Source organism: Ochrobactrum sp. S1502_03 (genome assembly GCF_044435015.1).
Lineage (GTDB): Bacteria > Pseudomonadota > Alphaproteobacteria > Rhizobiales > Rhizobiaceae > Brucella > Brucella chromiisoli.
Genome location: NZ_JAYEXN010000006.1, coordinates 53,389 through 71,521, shown reverse-complemented (window position 1 = coordinate 71,521; position 18,133 = coordinate 53,389). Strand labels below are relative to the sequence as shown.

Genomic DNA, 18,133 nt, shown 5'->3' with positions numbered 1-18,133 from the left:
CTGGCAACCCACAAGGTCGTGATTTTCCGCAGATTCCTGCGTTGTTTTGTGCTTTTCCGGCTCTGCGGCCTTGCAGGACAGGCAATCTCATGTCATTGCGCGCTTAATTATTCCCGCCCAATCTCCAGGAGCAGGTCATGACCGTTGAAAATAACCCCGCCCAAAAAAATGGACTGACCTATGCGGAGGCTGGCGTCGATATTGATGCGGGCAATCTGATGGTCGACAAGATCAAGCCACTTGTGCGCTCGACACGCCGTCCCGGCGCTGATGGGGAAATTGGCGGCTTCGGCGGCCTGTTCGATCTCAAGGCCGCAGGCTTTACCGATCCAGTGCTGGTCGCAGCCAATGACGGTGTTGGCACCAAGCTGAAAATTGCAATCGATGCAGACAAGCATGACACCGTTGGCATTGACCTTGTTGCCATGTGCGTGAACGATCTTGTCGTACAGGGCGCAGAGCCGCTGTTCTTTCTCGATTATTTCGCGACCGGCAAGCTGTCGCCTGATCAGGGTGTCGCCATTGTCTCCGGCATTGCAGAAGGCTGCCTTCAGGCTGGCTGTGCGCTGATCGGTGGCGAGACCGCTGAAATGCCGGGAATGTATCGCGATGGCGATTATGATCTTGCTGGCTTTGCGGTTGGTGCCGCAGAACGCAATCGCCTGCTGCCGCGCGGCGATGTCTCCGAAGGCGATATTATTCTCGGCCTTTCGTCATCAGGCGTTCACTCCAACGGTTTCTCGCTGGTGCGCCGCATCGTTGAAATATCCGGTCTTGGCTGGAAATCGGATGCGCCGTTCAAGGAAGGCGCAACGCTTGGTGAAGCCCTGCTGGAGCCAACCCGCATTTATGTAAAGCCTCTGCTTGCAGCAATCAAAGCGTCGGATGGCATCAAGGCATTGGCGCATATCACAGGCGGTGGTTTTCCGGACAATATTCCGCGCGTTCTGCCAGATGGTCTTGCAGCCGAAATCAATCTTGATGCAATCGATGTTCCGGCCGTTTTCTCCTGGCTTGCCAAGACCGGCGGCGTCGAACCGCTCGAAATGCTGCGCACGTTTAACTGCGGCATCGGCATGATTGCTGTGGTCTCGCCCGACAAGGTGGAAGACGTGGTTGCCGCGCTCGCCAAGGAAGGCGAAAACGTTGTTACGCTCGGCCGCATGGTCAAGCGCGAAGGCGAAGGCGTTGTTTATCAGGGCACTTTGGCGCTATGACCCGCAAGCGGGTCGTCATTTTCATCTCGGGTGGCGGCTCCAATATGGAGGCGCTGATCCGCGCTGCTCAGGCACCCGATTTTCCGGCTGAAATTATCTCGGTCTTTTCCGACAAGCCTAATGCCGGCGGCCTTGCAAAAGCGCAAGCCGCAGGCATCGCGACGCAGGTGTTCTATCGCAAGGATTATGCTTCCAAGGAAGCGCATGAAGGCGCTATCCTTGAAGCGCTTGCAGCATTAAACCCGGACATTCTCTGCCTTGCAGGTTATATGCGGCTTCTCTCTGCAAAATTTATTGCGCCTTATGAGGGCCGTATCCTCAACATCCATCCTTCACTGCTGCCGCTTTTTGCGGGCCTGCACACGCATCAGCGTGCCCTTGACGCAGGGATGAAGCTTGCTGGCTGTACCGTGCATCTGGTGACGGAAGGCATGGATGAAGGTCCGATTCTGGCGCAGGCCGCAGTGCCGATTATTGATGGAGACACGGAAAGCACGCTTGCTGCCCGTGTGCTGAAGGCAGAGCACAAGGTCTACGCTTTGGCGCTCAAAAAGTTTGCCAGTGGTGACGTGGAAACGAGCCTGTCACAAGATGCAATGGTAATCAGCGCCTGACCGGCAATGCACAATGAAGCGCGACAAATTAATCACACCCCAATTTTTTCGTTAACAAAACTTTAATTCTCGCGAAAATGCCCTAATTCGGGTGCGTAAGGGAAGCTGCTTCGGCAACCCTATGAGAGTCGCATAAGCGTCTCTTTCAGTATGTGTTTATTAGAGGACAAAATCATGTCTCTCCGTTTTTCGACTTCATTCCTGTCAGCTATGGCCGTTGCTTCAGGCATCGCAATGACGGCCCCGGCACTTGCCGCTGACTTCGTGGCCGCTCCCGGCTCAGGCCGTACACAGCCGCGTTCGGAAGTTGGCACTTTGACTTGCGATATTTCCCCGGCAATTGGTGTGATCATTGGAAGCCAGCAGGACGTAAATTGCGTATTCAAGCCCGTTCGCGGCCGTGGTCCCATTGAGCATTACACAGGCAATATCACCAAAATTGGCGTTGATATTGGCTTTATCAATGGCGGCACGATGGCTTGGGCGGTGTGGGCTCCAACTGTTCGCCCAGAGGGCGCGCTCAAGGGCCGTTATGTTGGCGCATCGGCAAATGCCGCAATTGGCATCGGCGCAGGCACCAATATCCTGACCGGCGGCTCATGGAAAACCATCTCGTTGCAGCCTATCTCGCTTCAAGGGCAGAAGGGTCTCAATGCAGCTGTTGGCCTCTCGAAGCTTAAGCTGAACTACGCAGGCTAATCCGGTCTGATACAAGCAAAAACCGCGCTTAACTTAAATTAAGCGCGGTTTTTTTATTTTATGAAAGCTTTCTGATCCAGATTTTGGTGTCATGAACCGCAAGCCCGCCATATGGCGCAGCAGGCTCAGCACCGATCAGCGTATTGATCCCCTCACCGCGCTCGAAGGTCGAATTCGGGAAAATGCCCTCCGACACCACAACGCCGCGCTTTTGACCGGCACGCAGCACGGCATGAAGCACGACCTCGCCGCGATGATTGCCAATTTCAATCCGCTCACCATCCGCAATATCCAGTTGAGCCGCATCATCCGGGTGGATGAGAAGTTCCGGCCGGATTTCTTTGGCAAGAGAGGTGGGTGTTTCGGCAAACGTTGAATTGAGAAAATTATGAGCCGGCGATGTGGCCAGTCGGAACGGATGTTCATCATCGACTGCCTCAATCACATTCCAATAGTCCGGAAACTCTGGAATTGAATGATGCGGCCCTTGCAGCCCCATGACTTCAGGCGGCTTATTGGGTGCTGGGCTACCGGTCCAGTCCGGGCGGAAGCGGAACTTGCCATCCGGCCATTTGAAGCCTTTGATATAATGCGCTTCCTCAAAGGGTGGTTGCATATCGACAAAGCGCTTTTCCTTCAATTCATCGAAATGCGGAAGATCGCTGTTGGTGTTCATATTGTCGATTAATGTGCGTTCGTCGACGTTAAAGCCCGGCAGATGCGCAACGCCAAGTCGCTCCGCCAACCCATTGATAACAAAGACATTGGGGCGAGCCTCTGCAAGAGGTTCGATCAGTTTCGGCCCTAAGACCACGTGCTGCTGACCGCCGCCACGGTAAATATCGTCGTGTTCGAGAAAGGTCGTGGCAGGCAGAACAACATCGGCCATTTTGGCCGTATCCGTCATGAACTGCTCGTGCACTGCAACAAACAGGTCTTCACGCGCAAAGCCCTGACGCACCAGGCGCTGTTCAGGCGTCACATTCATCGGATTGGTGTTCTGGATCAGCATTGCCATCACAGGCGGACCGCCGTAGAGCGCTTCGCTGTCACTTGTGAGAATGCGCCCGATCTTCGACTGATCAAGGAAACGCAGGCTTTTATCCTGCATAGTGCTGCCTTCGATCTCACGCTTGTCCATCTTGAAGATGCCCGCATTGGAATGAAATGCGCCGCCGCCTTCATATTGGAAAGCACCAGTGACACAGGCAATCGATGCCGCCGCATGCATGTTAACCGCACCATTGCGCTGACGCGTAAAGCCGTAGCCAAGACGGAAATAGGTCCGTCTGGTCTTGCCCACCAGATGCGCGAAAGCCTCGATTTCCTCCACGCTTAAGCCGGTGATTTCAGCGGCCCATTCCGGTGTGCGGGTTGAAAGATGGGCCTCCAGCCCTTTTGGATCGTCGGTGTAGCGGTTGAGATAATCCCAGTCGGCAAGACCATCACGAAACAGCACATGCATAACCGCACAGGCAAAAGCGCCATCGGTGCCGGGTTTCAGCACGATGCCCATATCGGCCTGACGCACAGTCGCATTGGCGTAGATGTCGATGACCACGATCTTGGCACCGCGATCCTTGCGTGCCCGCACCGCATGGGTCATCACATTAACCTGTGTGGCGGCGGCATTGGTGCCCCAGATGACAACCACATCCGCCTTTGCCATCTCGCGCGGGTCTGGCCCCGTCAGGCTGCCGGTGCCAGCAAAGTAGCCGGTCCAAGCCATATTGGTGCAGAAACTGTCAAACTGGTTTGAATAGCGCTTGGCATAACGCAGACGATTGATGGAATCGCGCTGCACAAGCCCCATCGTACCCGCGTAATAATAAGGCCAGACGCTTTCACTGCCATATGTCTCTTCGGCTTTGAGAAAGCGCTCGGCGATCAGATCAAGGGCTGCTTCCCAAGATGTCTGTTTCCATTCGCCATCCCCCTTGCGGCCTGCACGAATAAGCGGATGTTTCAAGCGATCCGGGTGATGCACACGTTCAGCATAGCGCGCGACCTTGGCGCAGATCACGCCTGCGGTATAGCTATTGTCTTTTGCGCCGCGCACGCGGCCAATCGTTCGCTCATCCAGCAACTCAATATCGAGTGCGCATGTGGAGGGACAATCATGCGGACAAGCGGAATGTCCGATTTTGATATTCGTTTTGGGGGACGTCTGGCTCATAATGCTTTTTAAGCCAATCGCAGCGTAATTGCACCCAATACGATCAGCCCTGCGGCCAGAAAACGCGGCAAGCCAATTTTCTCTTTGAGAATGGATGCAGAAATAAGAATACCAAACAAGATAGCTGTTTCTCTCAGAGCAGCAACAACAGCGATTGGGGCCATCGTCATGGCCCATAGCGCAAGACCATACGATAACAAAGTGCCTAAACCGCCGATCAGCGATGGCCGCCAGTGGTTTCGAATATAATGCAAGAAGCGATCCGGCTCACGATACAGAGCCCAGCCCGCCAGTGGAAATGCGTTCACCAGAAACAGCCAGAGCGTATAGGACAAAGTATGCCCCGATGCCCGCACGCCCACACCATCAATGATGGTGTAAGCTGCGATAAACCCCGCATTTGTAAGCGCAAGCAAAGCCGTCATGCTTGATGTGCCACCATTGCGCCTTCGCGCGTCCAGCGCCATGGCCAGAACGCCAGCGCAAATCAGCATAACGCCAATCCAGCCACCCAAACCGATAGTTTCGCCAATCAACGGTGCACTGACCAGCGCCACCAGCAAAGGCGGCGTTCCGCGCATGATCGGATAGGCTTCGCTCATATCGCCTGATTTATAGGCGGCGGCGACCAGCGACATGTAGAATATCTGCGTGATGGTCGAAAGCGCAATATAGATCCAGCTTGAGGGATGCGGTAAAGGCAGAAATGGCAGAAAGAAAACTGCAATCAGTCCGGCTGCGCCGACCACACAGGCAGCGGCAAAAAACTTGTCGCCCCCTCCTTTAACAATAGCGTTCCAACTTGCGTGGAAAAACGCGCCGCAAAGGACAATCAGCAGAACAGTACCGGACATGAAAGACACGACTCGAATAAGAGCAGATGATGAGCGTTGTATCTCACATTTCGCAGCACTGGGATATTGCCGAAAGCGACGAGGCATGAAACAAGCGCGAATATGAATTACCGTCACGCCTATCACGCCGGGAACTTTGCCGATGTCGTCAAACACGTCATCCTTTCCCGCATCATCGAATATCTCAAGCGCAAGGAACAAGCCTTCCGCGTGGTCGATACCCATGCAGGCATAGGCCTCTATGATCTGCGTGGCACGGAGGCCGGCAAGACTGGCGAATGGATCGGCGGTATTCGCCGCATCATGGATGCCGTTGAAAAGGCTGAAATCCCGCCACAAGCAATCGAACTGCTTGAGCCTTATCTCGATGCCGTTCGGTCGGTCAATAAGGGCAATGAGCTGAAACACTATCCCGGCTCGCCGCTTCTTACGCGCCATCTTCTGCGCAAACAGGATCGTCTGTCGGCGCTGGAGCTGCATCCGCAGGATGCCAAGAAACTGGCGAAACTGTTTGATGGTGATTATCAGGCGCGGGTCATTGCGCTTGATGGCTGGCTGTCGCTTGGAGCGCATATGCCGCCCAAAGAAAAGCGTGGGCTTGTTCTGGTCGATCCGCCATTCGAGATAGAAGGCGAGTTTGATCGTCTCGTCGATGGGCTTGTGAAGGCTTACAAACGCTTTCCCGGCGGGACTTATGCGCTGTGGTATCCGGTCAAAGACCGGAAAGAGACTGACCGATTCACAAAGCGCCTGCGGGAAACCGAGATCCCGAAAATCATGAAGATCGAGCTTGCGATTCGCGCACCATCTTCCGAACCGCGCCTTGATGGGACCGGGATGATTGTCGTCAATCCGCCTTACACACTCGAAAGTGAGATGCAAATCCTGCTTCCCTGCCTTACCAAATTACTTGCGGAAGAAAAGGGGAGCAATTTCAGCATTCAATGGATACGCAGCGAGACGGATCGCACTTGACCGCTGGCCATTGCTGAAAGAAACTGCACCTGAGTTTGAAAAGCGAGCGTCATGCTCGAATTGTAAGACAGGATAGAGATATGCAACGCAAGTTGGATCGCATCGGACAGTTTTCTAGGGCAGCATTTCTCTCTGCTTCGGCCATTCCGCTGACGTTTGCCTCCCTGCCCGCAAGTGCTGCCGACTATTTGGCGCCGGCACCAGCCGTTGTTGGCGATGCAGGTTTGTGCAATCAGCAAAGCGTACTGCGCCGCGTGGTTTCTGATTTCGGCTATCAGGTTCGCCATGTGCCACATCTGCCGCAGGTTGGCATAACCGCGATGAGCGATGTTCGTCTCACACGCTATGAGCCAAAAAACAATCCGGCCCAGATTGAGCGCACCTATTGTAAGGCAACAGCCGTTTTGAGCGATGGCCAGTATCGCCCGGTCTGGTACCTGGTTGAAGAAGGCCAGGGCTTTGCAGGCGTGGGCAGCAATGTTGAATTCTGCGTCGACGGCTTTGACCGCTGGTATGTCTTCGACGCCAGCTGCCGCGTCCTGCGCTGATCGTGTCAGCGATGCTGCGCAAACTGGCGGCGATAACCGCCGCCCTTCTTGCCACTTCCCTTTCAGCGCTATCAGCAATGGCGCAGGACCGGGGCAATAGCCGCCCCGGTGATTTCGATTTCTATGTTCTCTCCCTTTCATGGTCGCCAAGCTATTGCACTCTTGAAGGGCCAAGAGCCAACAAACAGCAATGCGGGACGTCGCGCCCCTTCGGCTTCGTCGTGCATGGTCTTTGGCCGCAGAACGAATGGGGCTATCCGGCCAATTGCCAGTTGGACAATAGCCGCAGTCGCGGCAGTTTCGTTCCCCGGCAAATTGTTTCCAGCGTATCCGACATTATGCCATCGACAGGTCTGATTGCGCATCAGTGGCGCAAGCATGGAAGCTGTTCAGGTCTTGCGCAGGACGAATATTTTTCGACAATCCGTCAGGCTTATGAGCAAGTGAACATTCCGCCCAGCCTCCGCAATCTTGCGATCTCGCGCCGCGTTGATCCTATGCTGGTGGAAAAGGCCTTCATTGCGGCTAATCCGGGCATGAAGCAGGATGGTATATCCATTTCCTGCAATCGAAATTATTTGCAGGAAGTCCGAATCTGCATGACGAAAGACCTTAAATTTCGGCCCTGCGAACAAATTAACAATAATGCATGTCGCAGCCGTTCCGTTCTGATGCCAGCGACGCGATAATCTTAACCTCAGGAATAATAATGACTCAGATCCTTTATTCTCCCGCCTCGCCCTATAGCGCGAAGGTAAGAATGGCCGCCGCTTATGCACAAGTTCCATTTGAAAGCGTGGTTGTGACAACCTCTGCTGAGCCAGAAAATCTTATCAACGCCAATCCACTTGGGAAAATTCCAACACTCATCACCGATGACGGAAAGAGTGTTTTCGATAGCCGTGCGATTATGCAGTACCTTAATCGCGTATCAGGCAACAAAATTTTCCCGCGCAATGCAGAAAAGCGTACCGATGCCGAACGCTTTGAAGCCATCGCGGATGGCCTGTCTGACGTCCTTCTCGCCCATGTCTATGAGCGCCGCTCACGTCCTGAAGACAAAATTCATCAGCCCTGGCTCGACCTGCAATGGCGCAAGGCTGAACGTGCGCTTGATCTTTTAAACGAAGCCCCGCCGCGTCTTGCGGCTAAGTTGCATGGTGGCCATCTGGCCCTGGCGGCCACGCTCGGTTATCTGGCGCTGCGCTTTGAAGGCAAATGGGAGCGTGGACGGCCAAAGCTCAAGCGCTGGATGAAGCGGTTCGAAGAGCTGCACCCCGAACTCTCAAAGCTGCTGCCTCACGCTTAAAAAATAAAATAAAAAAACCGGGCAGTTTCCTGCCCGGTTTTTTCGTTCAATTACGAAGTCATTAGAACTTGTAGCCGATACCGACGCGAACGTCCTGTGTGTCGAGCTTGTTACGAACCGATTCGTTGCCGAGGTCGTAGGTCTTGTTACCGAACTGGGTGTAGCGGTATTCAACGCGGCCCAGAATGTTGTCGGTAAGCTTAGCTTCCATACCAACGCCTGCTGTCCAACCAACGCGGAACTTGCTTTCGTCGTCAACAGCATTGCTGAGCTTGATCTGCGAACCAGCAACACCAGCAGTTACGTAAGGCATAACTGGGTTCAGGTCGTAACCGAGACGGCCACGGAGCGAGCCTTCAAAGCCCTGCTTAACTTCCAGACCATCGCGGGACTTCTTAGCCCAAGAGTAACCTGCGTCACCTTCAACACCGTATACGAACTGATCCTGCTGGAAGTTCCAGCCAGCATAAGCACCGGTTTTCCAGTCATTAGGCTTAATTGTAGGATCGCTGAAAACGGACGATTCGTTCTTCGCCTTGTTCCAGCCGTAGCCGAGGTACAAACCAGTGTAACCGCCGGCCCAGGTGTACTGAGGAGCCATTTCAACTGGAGCAGGAACAGGAGGCTGTTCCATGATCGCGTCTGCTGCGAAAGCAGTTGCAGAGAACGGCAGCAGCGCAGCCGAGGCGATTACGAGAGACTTAAGAGTGCGCATTGCATTCTCCTTCAATAAATTACCTTTAGCGCGGTCCCTTATCGGGCGGACAGCAATTGGGAGTGATCCATCCATGCCGCGCTGACAGGACAGACATATCGTTGGTAATTGCGGCATGATCTTTCCGCTTCTGTGGAAAGAACCTGTCGAGAACATGGCAAAACTGTGATGTTGCATTCTGGCAACGCCTCGATATTGCCCCTATATTACGGCTTGCAACACCGAAAGCGTTGCTTGAAGACAAGGTGATGAAACTGAAACCACTGAATTTGTTAGTTTTTTGTCAGTGGAGGTCATCAGAGTTTCAGTTTTACGCTGTATTTTTCCCGGTAAGATGGCAAGAATCGAAGCGATGAATCACGATAAGAAAGTGTTTACCCTGTTGGAAAATCCGCAAACCAATCCGCTTGCAACTTGCCCAGTTCTGGTGACCGGCGGGGCACGGCGCATAGGCAAAGCCATGGTGGAAGACCTGGCTGCTCTGGGTTTTCCTGTCGCGATTCACTATAATCGTTCCGCCGAAGAAGCTCGTGTTCTTGCGGATCAGATCATGGCAAAAGGCGGAAAGGCCTGCATTGTCAAAGCTGATCTTGCCGATGAGAATGATGTTAGAGGTTTAATCGCACGGGCTTCCAACAAGATTGGGCCGATTCGTCTGCTCGTTAACAATGCCTCATTGTTTGAAGATGATCGGGTTGGCAGTCTCGATATGCAGCTTTGGGATCGCCACTTTGCAATTCATCTGAAAACCCCGGTGATTCTCGCTGAAGAAATGGCAAAAGCCCTCCCCGATGGCAGCGATGGCCTTATTATCAATGTGATTGACCAGCGCGTCTGGAAGCTCAATCCACAATTCTTTTCCTATACGCTTTCTAAAACTGCGTTGTGGAACGCCACAAAAACGCTGGCGCAGGCGCTGGCCCCGCGCATTCGGGTCAATGCCATAGCTCCTGGCCCCACACTTCCCAGCGAGAGGCAGAGCGTGGATGATTTTGAGTTGCAGGTCAGCCGTCTGCCGTTGGCACGCGCGCCCGATTTGTCAGAATTTGGACGTACTATTCGCTACTTCTGGGAAAGCCGATCGGTGACAGGACAGATGATCGCGCTTGATAGTGGGCAGCATCTGGCGTGGGAAACGCCGGATATAGCAGGAATTACGGAATGAATGACCCGCGCAAGCCCCATGACGATGCTCCAAACCTGCCATCGAATGATGAAGAGGATGCGGCTGGCATTGTCATCGATGATGCAGACATGGATGAAGACGATGACGGCGATCTGGAAGGGATCGTGCCTGTCGCACCGATTGCCGATTCTATTGAGTGGGATTCATCGGAAGGGCTGCCGGATACAAAAGGCCTGAGCGGCGCCGACATCATCAATGCATTCGTGAGGCATCTGCCAAACAATCCTGGCGTTTATCGGATGTTTAACAGCGCCGGCGATGTCCTCTATGTTGGCAAGGCGCGCAGTCTGAAAAAACGCGTTTCCAATTATGCGCGCGGCATTGGACATTCCAACCGCATCACACGCATGATCAGCGAAACGACAACAATGGAATTTGTTGTCACCCGCACGGAGACGGAAGCGCTGCTGCTTGAAGCGAATCTTATCAAGCGTTTGCGGCCACGATTTAATGTGCTGCTGCGTGACGATAAGTCATTTCCCTATATTCTGTTGAGCGGAAACCACCGCGCACCCGGCATTTTCAAGCACCGCGGCGCCCGCACGCGCAAGGGAGAATATTTCGGACCATTTGCGTCCGGCGGTGCTGTTACCCGCACAATCAATGCATTGCAGCGCGCCTTTTTGCTGCGCACCTGCACAGATTCAGTATTCGAAACACGCACCCGCCCCTGCCTGCTTTACCAGATCAAGCGTTGTTCGGGCCCATGCACGCATGAGATCAGCGACGAGGGTTATGCAGAGCTTGTGAGCGAAGCCAAAGCCTTCCTGTCGGGTAAAAGCCAGAACGTCAAAGACCATCTTGCAAAAGCCATGCAGGCGGCATCTGCTGATCTCGATTTCGAACATGCAGCCGTTTATCGTGATCGCCTTTCAGCGCTTTCACATGTGCAATCGCATCAGGGCATCAATCCGCAGACTGTCGAAGAAGCCGATGTGTTTGCCATCCATCAGGAAGGCGGCATGACCTGTATTCAGGTCTTCTTCTTCCGCACCGGCCAAAACTGGGGCAACCGCGCCTATTTCCCGAAAGCCGACAGCTCGCTCGGACCTGCGGAGGTTCTCGGTGCCTTCCTTTCGCAATTTTATGATGACAAGCCCTGCCCGAAGCTGGTTCTGCTTTCGCAAAGCATTGAGGATCAGACGCTTCTCGCAGAAGCCTTATCCACCCGAGCCAATCATCGCGTTCACGTCACTGTGCCGCAACGTGGCGAAAAGAAAGAGCTAACTGATCACGCTTTGACCAATGCCCGCGAAGCACTGGGACGTCGATTGGCCGAGACGTCTTCGCAAACACGGTTGCTCAAAGGGCTGGCCGAAACCTTTGGCCTGCCGCATGTACCACGCCGCATCGAGGTCTATGATAACTCGCATATCATGGGAACGAATGCTGTCGGCGGTATGATCGTTGCCGGACCGGAAGGCTTCGTGAAGAATCAGTATCGCAAGTTCAATATTAAATCGACGGACATCACGCCGGGCGATGATTTTGGCATGATGCGCGAAGTGATCGAACGGCGGTTTTCACGGCTGGTCAAGGAACATGGCGAGCCTGAGCCTGTAAGCGATGCGGAAACCAACGACGCCTTCCCTTCATGGCCGGATGTCGTGCTTATCGATGGTGGTCAGGGGCAAGTGGGCGCGGTGCGCCAGATTCTTGGTGAACTGGGTATCAGCCATCTTGTGACGGCCATCGGCATTGCCAAGGGCGTTGATCGCGAAGCGGGACGGGAACGCTTTTTCGTGGAAGGCAAGCCGGCCTTTACGCTGCCACCGCGCGATCCTGTGCTCTATTTCATTCAGCGTATGCGCGATGAAGCCCATCGCTTTGCCATCGGCACGCATCGCGCGCGCCGCAAAAAAGAAATGGTCGCCAATCCGCTTGATGAAATTTCGGGAATCGGTCCAACGCGCAAGCGTGCCCTTCTCCACCATTTCGGCACGGCCAAAGCCGTTTCCAGAGCGGCGATTGAAGACCTGATGCAGATTGATGGCATATCGGAAGCCATGGCGCGCACGATTCACGATCATTTTCACGACCGATGACGTAATTTTGTCCGGGTTTCGGCAACTATTCCTCCAAGGGCGTCATTACGTCCCGGAAGAACACATGAGCAGGTGTTGATTTTCTCGGTCATCCCTGTTGTTGTGCACGAATAACGAATGCGACGGTGCTATGCGGAAAAATCACACTCTCTCCTTGCCAAACATACTGACTTACGCACGGATTATCGCCGTGCCACTTGTCGTTTTGTGCTTTTTTGTGGAGGGCAGTCTTCAATCAAGTGACACGTCGCGCTGGACCGCACTGGCAATTTTTGCCATCGCCAGCATCACTGATTTCTTTGATGGTTATCTTGCCCGCATCTGGCAGCAAACATCGACCATCGGCCGTATGCTTGACCCAATCGCTGACAAGCTTCTGGTTTCGGCATGTCTTTTGCTGCTGGCAGCCGATGGCACCATCGCCGGATGGACGCTGTGGGCAGCCATCATCATTCTCTGCCGTGAAATTCTTGTTTCGGGACTGCGTGAATATCTTGCCGAGCTGAAAGTCAGCGTACCGGTTTCGAAACTAGCAAAATGGAAGACAACCGCACAGATGGTTGCTCTGGCCTTTCTGCTGGCGGGGCCCGCTGGCGAAAAAATCCTGCCCTATACGACTGAGATCGGCATTGTTCTGCTTTGGATTTCTGCAATCCTGACACTCTACACGGGCTGGGATTATTTCCGCGCAGGCCTTAAGCACGTCATGGATTGATAATTATGCGCATTAAGCTCGTCTATTTCGCCTGGGTGCGTGAAAAGATCGGCAAGGGAGAGGAAGCCATCGAACTTGCCTGCGAGACAATCACCGTCGGAGATCTGATCGCACACCTCAAAAGCCTTGGCGAAGAATATGACGCTGCGCTTGAGCATGAAATGGTTATTCGCGCCGCGATTAATCAGGAGCACGCTGACCATGATGAACTGGTCAGAGACGGCAATGAAGTGGCGCTTTTTCCACCTATGACCGGTGGTTGAAATGGTGCAGCCTGACATCTGCCCTCTCTTCATTGATATCCGTGATGCCGACTTCGACATGGCCGTGGAAGTCCGAAAGCTTAGCGATGGTCGGACGGATATAGGTGCGATTGTCAGCTTCACGGGCCTTTGTCGCGATGAAGGCGGTACGCTTGCCGCGCTTGAACTTGAACATTATCCCGGCATGGCACAGGCGGAGATTCGCCGCATCGCGGAGCAAGCGATAGCGCGTTGGCCGCTCTGTGGCGTTTCGATCATTCATCGCTACGGCCTTATCAAGCCCGGCGAAAACATCGTTCTCGTTGTCACAGCATCGTTGCATCGTCAGGTGGCCTTTGAGGCCGCATCCTATCTCATGGATTTCATGAAAACCGGAGCCCCCTTCTGGAAGCGCGAGCATCTGATGGATGGAAAAATCGGCGGCTGGGTCGAATCAAAAGCCAAAGACGAGCAAAGCCGCCAGCGCTGGCAGAAAGACTGAAAAGCGAACCCAAGAAGTCGCCCGCAACATTCTTTTTCCAATTTATCAGATATCGTAAGACGCATTTAATGGCGAATTAACTATTTAACCCCCTAAAATATGGGAACTATTGACGGCATAAAATCACACCGCCACAATTTTCACATGAAGCAACGGTTAATGTTTGCCTCATTCGTCATGGTGTCGCGCGAATTCGGTTGCCTTGAACATCCGGTAACATGTCTGCAGCCGCATGACTAAAAATTGGGGGAACGAAAGTTTTAAATTTGGCAATGGCAAAAGGTCTGACAAAAACCCTTTCTATCGTGGCAGCGCTCACTGCCGGCATTGGCATGCTTGGTGGTGCCGCAATGTTTGTCACAACATCAATGCCAACCGCGAGTATTGCTGCCGAAAAGACAATCAGCGGCAAGGCCTCCTATCGTGAGCGCATTGCGCTTCCCCCCGAAGCGCACCTTATCGTGCAGCTCATTGATGTTTCTCGCGCGGACGCTCCTTCCAAGACAATTGGGGAGACACGGATAGAAGCACCACAAGGCTCACCGATCCCCTTTGCGATCAGCTTCGATACAGACCAACTCGAACCACAGCACAGCTATGCCTTGCAGGCACGCATTGCTGCCGGTGATACCTTATGGTTTGTCACTGACGAGCGTTACACGGTTGATCCCAAAAATGTCACAGCCCCCATCGAACTCAAGCTCGTTATGGTCCGTAAAGGCACAGACGATGCCGTTGCAATCGGGATCGAAGGCAAAGACTGGCTCGCAGAGGATATTCAGGGCGGCGGCGTCATCGATACTGCCCAGACCACTCTTATGGTTGATTCCGATGGCACAGTGAGCGGCTCCGGCGGTTGCAACCGTTTCATGAGCAAGGCAACGATATCAGGCAGCAATATTTCTTTCGGTGAAATTGGTTCGACCTACATGCAGTGCCCACCTGCACTGATGAATCAAGAACGCAAGTTCCTCGATGTGCTCGGCAAAACACGTTCATACAAATTGGATTCTGGAAAACTTGTCCTGATTGATGAGAGCGGCGACGAGTTGGCAAGGCTTGCACAGAGCCTTTGATCGTCTCAAATGCCGCAATAAAATAAGCCCGGTCTTGCGACCGGGCTTTTTCAATCCATCTGACTTCTTTATTGCATTATCCTACGCAAAACCGCGCTGCACTTTTGCTGGAAATGCTGAATTAGCCGACGATTTCTGTACCGGAGAACCAGTAAGCGATTTCTTCAGCAGCCGTTTCAGGAGCGTCCGAACCATGAACCGAGTTTTCGCCGATCGACAGTGCGAATTCCTTGCGGATCGTGCCAGCGTCTGCGTTTTCCGGGTTGGTTGCGCCCATGACTTCACGGTTCTTGGCAATTGCGTTTTCGCCTTCGAGAACCTGAACGATTGTCGGACCCGAAGACATCGAGTCGACCAGTTCACCAAAGAAAGGACGCTCTTTATGAACTGCGTAAAAGCCTTCAGCTTCGCGGCGGCTCATCCAGACGCGCTTGGAAGCAACAACGCGCAGACCAGCTTCTTCAAGCTTGGCAGTAATCGCACCGGTCAGGTTGCGGCGGGTTGCATCAGGCTTGATCATGGAGAAAGTACGTTCGATTGCCATATGACACCTTGTATGATGGAAAATTCGGAAAGTGGGGTTCTATAACCGTGATAGGCCCGATTGCCAAGGGGGAGCGCCTCACCCAACGCGCTTATCAGCTTGAGAGAGCAGAAAATTGGCTGCATAGAAGGGTAATTCGATTCACCAGAGCGTCATATGTCTTTCGGGATGCAAAATAGCTGCTCTGTCGTTATGTCTTTGGCGTTATCTCATACAAAGACGCTGTGCGCTTTTGCTGGAAATGCCTTCGGGGGGAAAAATCATGGAACAGCACTTTTTAATGTTCGCTCATTACAATCACTGGGCCAATGACTTGCTCTATTCAGCAGCGGCTGATCTGAGCGACATCGACTATCGAGTAGATCTCGGCCTGTATTTTGGATCGATACACCGCACGTTTAATCACTTGCTGGTCACAGACCGCATCTGGATGAAGCGCTTTACCGGCGAAGGCGACCATCCCAACCAGCTTGATGCAATTATCACTGATGATTTTATAAAGCTCCGCACCATGCGAAAGGCTGAAGATGAGCGCATCTGTAAATATGTTGAAAGCATGAATGCTGAACAACTTGCTGGACGCTTCACCTACATGACAGCAACCAATGTGCGAACGATCAGCCAGCGGGTCGCCCCGGCACTCGCCCATCTCTTCAACCATCAAACGCACCATCGTGGGCAAATCCATGCAGGACTCACACGGTTGCGTGCGGATGCGCCATCGCTTGATCTTATTCAGTTTCAGCGCAGCGAAGCGGGCCGCCGTTTCGCCTGATAGCGAATAGTTGATACTTGCGGAAATATCTCAAGCCGTGCAAAAGCCTTTTCACCATGCTTATTCTTGACGACATCTCCGTACGAATCGCCGGACGCCTCCTGATCGACCACGCCAGCATCACGCTGCCAGCGGGTTCGAAGACAGGTTTTGTCGGCCGCAACGGCACCGGAAAATCGACCCTGTTTCGTGTCATCACCGGCGATCTCGCCTCTGAGACCGGCAGTATTTCCCTGCCGAAAAATACACGTATTGGTCAAGTAGCGCAGGAAGCGCCCGGCACAGAAGATGCGCTCATTGAAATCGTCATGAAAGCGGACAAGGAACGTGCAGCGCTTCTTGAAGAGGCGGAGACGGCAACCGACCCGCACCGGATTGCTGAAATTCATACACGCCTTGCTGACATCAATGCCCATTCAGCGGAAGCGCGCGCAGGCGCGATCCTGTCAGGTCTTGGTTTCAACGCCGAAGCACAGCGCCGCCCCGCTTCCGCCTTCTCAGGCGGCTGGCGTATGCGCGTGGCGCTTGCAGCCGTGCTTTTTGCCGAACCCGATCTGTTGCTGCTCGACGAGCCGACCAACTATCTCGATCTTGAAGGCGTGTTGTGGCTGGTTGATTATGTGAAGCGTTATCCGCACACCGTCATCATCATCAGCCATGATCGCGATCTGCTCAATTCGGCTACATCGTCAATTATGCATCTCGACCAGAAGAAAATCAGCTTCTGGCGCGGCAATTATGATCAGTTCGAACGGCAGCGCCACGAAATGCTGGAGCTTCAGCAAAAGGCCCATGCCAAGCAGGAAGCGCACCGCAAGCATATGGAATCCTTTGTAGAGCGGTTCCGCGCCAAGGCGACCAAGGCACGTCAGGCACAATCGCGCATGAAGGCTCTGGAAAAGCTCAAGCCCATTGAGCTTTATGTTGAAAGCAATGTGCAGCCATTTCGTTTTCCCGATGCAGAGAAGAAAGCCGCTTCGCCGATTATCGCATTGGATAATGCCGATGTCGGTTATGTGCCGGGCAAGCCGGTTTTGCGCAACGTGACGCTGCGTATCGACAATGATGACCGCATTGCACTGCTCGGTTCAAACGGCAACGGTAAGTCGACGCTTGCCAAGCTGATTGCCGGTCGGTTGCAGCCGGAAAAAGGAACGCTGACGCTTTCGCCCAATCTGAAAGTGGCGTTCTTTGCGCAACATCAGATGGATGATCTCATTCCGGAAGACAATGCAATTGAGCATGTGCGCAAGCTCATGCCGGGCGAGCCGGAAGCAAAGGTGCGTGCGCGTGTTGCCCAGATGGGGCTTTCGACAGAAAAGATGCTGACACCTGCCAGAGATCTCTCTGGTGGTGAAAAAGCACGTCTTCTGATGGGGCTTGCAACCTTCCATGGTCCGAACCTGCTGATCCTCGACGAACCGACCAACCATCTCGACATCGACAGCCGTGAAGAACTGGTTCATGCGCTCAATGCCTTCAATGGCGCCGTTATCCTGATTGCGCATGACCGTCACCTGATCGAAGCAACCATGGAACGTCTGTGGCTGGTGCGTGAAGGGGCTGTGAAGGCATTTGATGGCGATCTGGACGAATATCGCCAGATCGTTCTGGCCGATGCCAAGGGCGAACAGGTTTCAGAGCGCGACGAAGGGCCGAAGATCAACAAGGCAGAGCAGCGCAAGCTTGCCGCCCAGAAGCGTGAGACATTCGCGCCCTTGCTCAAAAAGATCAAGGAAACCGAGAACTTGATGCAGAAACTGCAGAAACAGATTCAAGGGTTCACCACGCAATTGGAAGACCCCGCCCTTTATGAGAAAGAGCCACAGAAGGCGATACGCCTCAACAAGGAAATGAGCGAAGCAAAATCAGCGCTTGCCGATGCGGAAGACAAATGGCTGGAAATGTCTTCCGAATATGAAGAAGCAATGGCCGAATAAG

19 protein-coding genes are annotated in these 18,133 nt (G+C 53.5%); 15 read left to right on the top strand and 4 right to left on the bottom strand.

Going from position 1 to position 18,133, the window contains the following annotated elements:
* Positions 1 to 137 precede the first annotated feature (137 nt).
* The 3 genes from purM (at position 138) to VBH83_RS06845 (ending at position 2,530) form a co-directional block, all read left to right on the top strand.
* The gene (gene purM / locus VBH83_RS06855) at positions 138 to 1,217 is read left to right on the top strand and encodes a phosphoribosylformylglycinamidine cyclo-ligase (protein ID WP_265983325.1); all 1,080 of its coding nucleotides are present in this window, start codon (positions 138 to 140) and stop codon (positions 1,215 to 1,217) included.
* Positions 1,214 to 1,831, top strand: coding sequence for a phosphoribosylglycinamide formyltransferase (purN, locus tag VBH83_RS06850; protein ID WP_265983323.1), 618 nt, complete (start codon positions 1,214 to 1,216; stop codon positions 1,829 to 1,831). The genes purM and purN overlap by 4 nt, the downstream gene beginning before the upstream one ends.
* 174 nt (positions 1,832 to 2,005) lie before the next feature.
* Complete coding sequence (locus tag VBH83_RS06845) at positions 2,006 to 2,530, top strand: DUF992 domain-containing protein (protein WP_265983322.1); 525 nt, start codon at positions 2,006 to 2,008, stop codon at positions 2,528 to 2,530.
* A 58-nt stretch (positions 2,531 to 2,588) separates the two neighbouring features.
* Here the strand turns inward: VBH83_RS06845 and VBH83_RS06840 are convergent, their stop codons facing one another.
* Together VBH83_RS06840 and VBH83_RS06835 are read right to left on the bottom strand one after the other, a co-directional pair.
* Complete coding sequence (locus VBH83_RS06840) at positions 2,589 to 4,706, bottom strand: molybdopterin oxidoreductase family protein (protein ID WP_265983320.1); 2,118 nt, start codon at positions 4,704 to 4,706, stop codon at positions 2,589 to 2,591.
* An 8-nt stretch (positions 4,707 to 4,714) separates the two neighbouring features.
* The gene (locus VBH83_RS06835) at positions 4,715 to 5,560 is read right to left on the bottom strand and encodes an EamA family transporter (RefSeq protein ID WP_396996896.1); all 846 of its coding nucleotides are present in this window, start codon (positions 5,558 to 5,560) and stop codon (positions 4,715 to 4,717) included.
* Positions 5,561 to 5,662: 102 nt separating this feature from the next.
* Between VBH83_RS06835 and VBH83_RS06830 the strand changes: the two genes are divergently transcribed.
* The 4 genes from VBH83_RS06830 to VBH83_RS06815 all read left to right on the top strand — a co-directional run bounded on the left by VBH83_RS06830 (position 5,663) and on the right by VBH83_RS06815 (position 8,392).
* Complete coding sequence (locus VBH83_RS06830) at positions 5,663 to 6,535, top strand: 23S rRNA (adenine(2030)-N(6))-methyltransferase RlmJ (protein ID WP_265983318.1); 873 nt, start codon at positions 5,663 to 5,665, stop codon at positions 6,533 to 6,535.
* Between the two features lie 80 nt (positions 6,536 to 6,615).
* The gene (locus tag VBH83_RS06825; protein ID WP_265983316.1) at positions 6,616 to 7,083 is read left to right on the top strand and encodes a phage portal protein; all 468 of its coding nucleotides are present in this window, start codon (positions 6,616 to 6,618) and stop codon (positions 7,081 to 7,083) included.
* 11 nt (positions 7,084 to 7,094) lie between these two features.
* Positions 7,095 to 7,772: a ribonuclease T gene (locus VBH83_RS06820; RefSeq protein ID WP_396996959.1), complete on the top strand. Its 678-nt coding sequence runs from the start codon at positions 7,095 to 7,097 to the stop codon at positions 7,770 to 7,772.
* A 20-nt stretch (positions 7,773 to 7,792) separates the two neighbouring features.
* Positions 7,793 to 8,392 (top strand): glutathione S-transferase, encoded by a 600-nt coding sequence (locus tag VBH83_RS06815; protein WP_265983315.1) that lies wholly within the window; start codon positions 7,793 to 7,795, stop codon positions 8,390 to 8,392.
* A gap of 61 nt (positions 8,393 to 8,453) precedes the next feature.
* Here VBH83_RS06815 and omp25 read toward each other — a convergent pair whose 3' ends face one another.
* Positions 8,454 to 9,107 carry an outer membrane protein Omp25 gene (gene omp25 / locus VBH83_RS06810; protein WP_265983314.1) on the bottom strand — a complete coding sequence of 218 codons (654 nt, stop codon included), beginning with the start codon at positions 9,105 to 9,107 and terminating at the stop codon, positions 8,454 to 8,456.
* Between the two features lie 352 nt (positions 9,108 to 9,459).
* Here omp25 and VBH83_RS06805 point away from each other — a divergent pair, with 352 nt between their 5' ends.
* From VBH83_RS06805 to VBH83_RS06780, 6 genes are all read left to right on the top strand, one after another.
* Positions 9,460 to 10,272, top strand: a complete 813-nt coding sequence (locus VBH83_RS06805) for an SDR family oxidoreductase (protein WP_396996894.1) — start codon at positions 9,460 to 9,462, stop codon at positions 10,270 to 10,272.
* Positions 10,269 to 12,338 (top strand): excinuclease ABC subunit UvrC, encoded by a 2,070-nt coding sequence (gene uvrC / locus VBH83_RS06800; protein ID WP_265983312.1) that lies wholly within the window; start codon positions 10,269 to 10,271, stop codon positions 12,336 to 12,338. The genes VBH83_RS06805 and uvrC overlap by 4 nt, the downstream gene beginning before the upstream one ends.
* A gap of 130 nt (positions 12,339 to 12,468) precedes the next feature.
* The gene (gene pgsA / locus VBH83_RS06795) at positions 12,469 to 13,053 is read left to right on the top strand and encodes a CDP-diacylglycerol--glycerol-3-phosphate 3-phosphatidyltransferase (RefSeq protein WP_265983311.1); all 585 of its coding nucleotides are present in this window, start codon (positions 12,469 to 12,471) and stop codon (positions 13,051 to 13,053) included.
* A gap of 5 nt (positions 13,054 to 13,058) precedes the next feature.
* Positions 13,059 to 13,316: a molybdopterin converting factor subunit 1 gene (gene moaD / locus VBH83_RS06790; protein WP_265983309.1), complete on the top strand. Its 258-nt coding sequence runs from the start codon at positions 13,059 to 13,061 to the stop codon at positions 13,314 to 13,316.
* A gap of 1 nt (position 13,317) precedes the next feature.
* Entirely contained in the window at positions 13,318 to 13,797 is a 480-nt protein-coding gene (locus VBH83_RS06785) for a molybdenum cofactor biosynthesis protein MoaE (protein ID WP_265983308.1), read from the top strand.
* Between the two features lie 272 nt (positions 13,798 to 14,069).
* The gene (locus VBH83_RS06780; RefSeq protein WP_396996892.1) at positions 14,070 to 14,873 is read left to right on the top strand and encodes an META domain-containing protein; all 804 of its coding nucleotides are present in this window, start codon (positions 14,070 to 14,072) and stop codon (positions 14,871 to 14,873) included.
* A gap of 121 nt (positions 14,874 to 14,994) precedes the next feature.
* On the opposite strand, the gene ndk is transcribed toward VBH83_RS06780, so the two are convergent.
* Entirely contained in the window at positions 14,995 to 15,417 is a 423-nt protein-coding gene (ndk, locus tag VBH83_RS06775; RefSeq protein ID WP_265983304.1) for a nucleoside-diphosphate kinase, read from the bottom strand.
* A 262-nt stretch (positions 15,418 to 15,679) separates the two neighbouring features.
* Here ndk and VBH83_RS06770 point away from each other — a divergent pair, with 262 nt between their 5' ends.
* Complete coding sequence (locus VBH83_RS06770; protein WP_265983303.1) at positions 15,680 to 16,192, top strand: DinB family protein; 513 nt, start codon at positions 15,680 to 15,682, stop codon at positions 16,190 to 16,192.
* Positions 16,193 to 16,248: 56 nt separating this feature from the next.
* Positions 16,249 to 18,132 carry an ABC-F family ATP-binding cassette domain-containing protein gene (locus tag VBH83_RS06765; protein WP_265983301.1) on the top strand — a complete coding sequence of 628 codons (1,884 nt, stop codon included), beginning with the start codon at positions 16,249 to 16,251 and terminating at the stop codon, positions 18,130 to 18,132.
* Position 18,133: the final 1 nt, after the last annotated feature.

Coding starts and splice junctions, on each gene's coding strand:
- purM (WP_265983325.1), top strand. CDS start 138: ATGACCGTTGAAAATAACCCCGCCCAAAAAAATGGACTGACCTATGCG.
- VBH83_RS06805 (WP_396996894.1), top strand. CDS start 9,460: ATGAATCACGATAAGAAAGTGTTTACCCTGTTGGAAAATCCGCAAACC.
- moaD (WP_265983309.1), top strand. CDS start 13,059: ATGCGCATTAAGCTCGTCTATTTCGCCTGGGTGCGTGAAAAGATCGGC.
- VBH83_RS06815 (WP_265983315.1), top strand. CDS start 7,793: ATGACTCAGATCCTTTATTCTCCCGCCTCGCCCTATAGCGCGAAGGTA.
- ndk (WP_265983304.1), bottom strand. CDS start 15,417: ATGGCAATCGAACGTACTTTCTCCATGATCAAGCCTGATGCAACCCGC.
- purN (WP_265983323.1), top strand. CDS start 1,214: ATGACCCGCAAGCGGGTCGTCATTTTCATCTCGGGTGGCGGCTCCAAT.
- VBH83_RS06845 (WP_265983322.1), top strand. CDS start 2,006: ATGTCTCTCCGTTTTTCGACTTCATTCCTGTCAGCTATGGCCGTTGCT.
- VBH83_RS06830 (WP_265983318.1), top strand. CDS start 5,663: ATGAATTACCGTCACGCCTATCACGCCGGGAACTTTGCCGATGTCGTC.
- VBH83_RS06825 (WP_265983316.1), top strand. CDS start 6,616: ATGCAACGCAAGTTGGATCGCATCGGACAGTTTTCTAGGGCAGCATTT.
- VBH83_RS06835 (WP_396996896.1), bottom strand. CDS start 5,560: ATGTCCGGTACTGTTCTGCTGATTGTCCTTTGCGGCGCGTTTTTCCAC.
- VBH83_RS06770 (WP_265983303.1), top strand. CDS start 15,680: ATGGAACAGCACTTTTTAATGTTCGCTCATTACAATCACTGGGCCAAT.
- VBH83_RS06765 (WP_265983301.1), top strand. CDS start 16,249: ATGCTTATTCTTGACGACATCTCCGTACGAATCGCCGGACGCCTCCTG.
- VBH83_RS06785 (WP_265983308.1), top strand. CDS start 13,318: ATGGTGCAGCCTGACATCTGCCCTCTCTTCATTGATATCCGTGATGCC.
- VBH83_RS06820 (WP_396996959.1), top strand. CDS start 7,095: ATGCTGCGCAAACTGGCGGCGATAACCGCCGCCCTTCTTGCCACTTCC.
- uvrC (WP_265983312.1), top strand. CDS start 10,269: ATGAATGACCCGCGCAAGCCCCATGACGATGCTCCAAACCTGCCATCG.
- pgsA (WP_265983311.1), top strand. CDS start 12,469: ATGCGGAAAAATCACACTCTCTCCTTGCCAAACATACTGACTTACGCA.
- omp25 (WP_265983314.1), bottom strand. CDS start 9,107: ATGCGCACTCTTAAGTCTCTCGTAATCGCCTCGGCTGCGCTGCTGCCG.
- VBH83_RS06840 (WP_265983320.1), bottom strand. CDS start 4,706: ATGAGCCAGACGTCCCCCAAAACGAATATCAAAATCGGACATTCCGCT.
- VBH83_RS06780 (WP_396996892.1), top strand. CDS start 14,070: ATGGCAAAAGGTCTGACAAAAACCCTTTCTATCGTGGCAGCGCTCACT.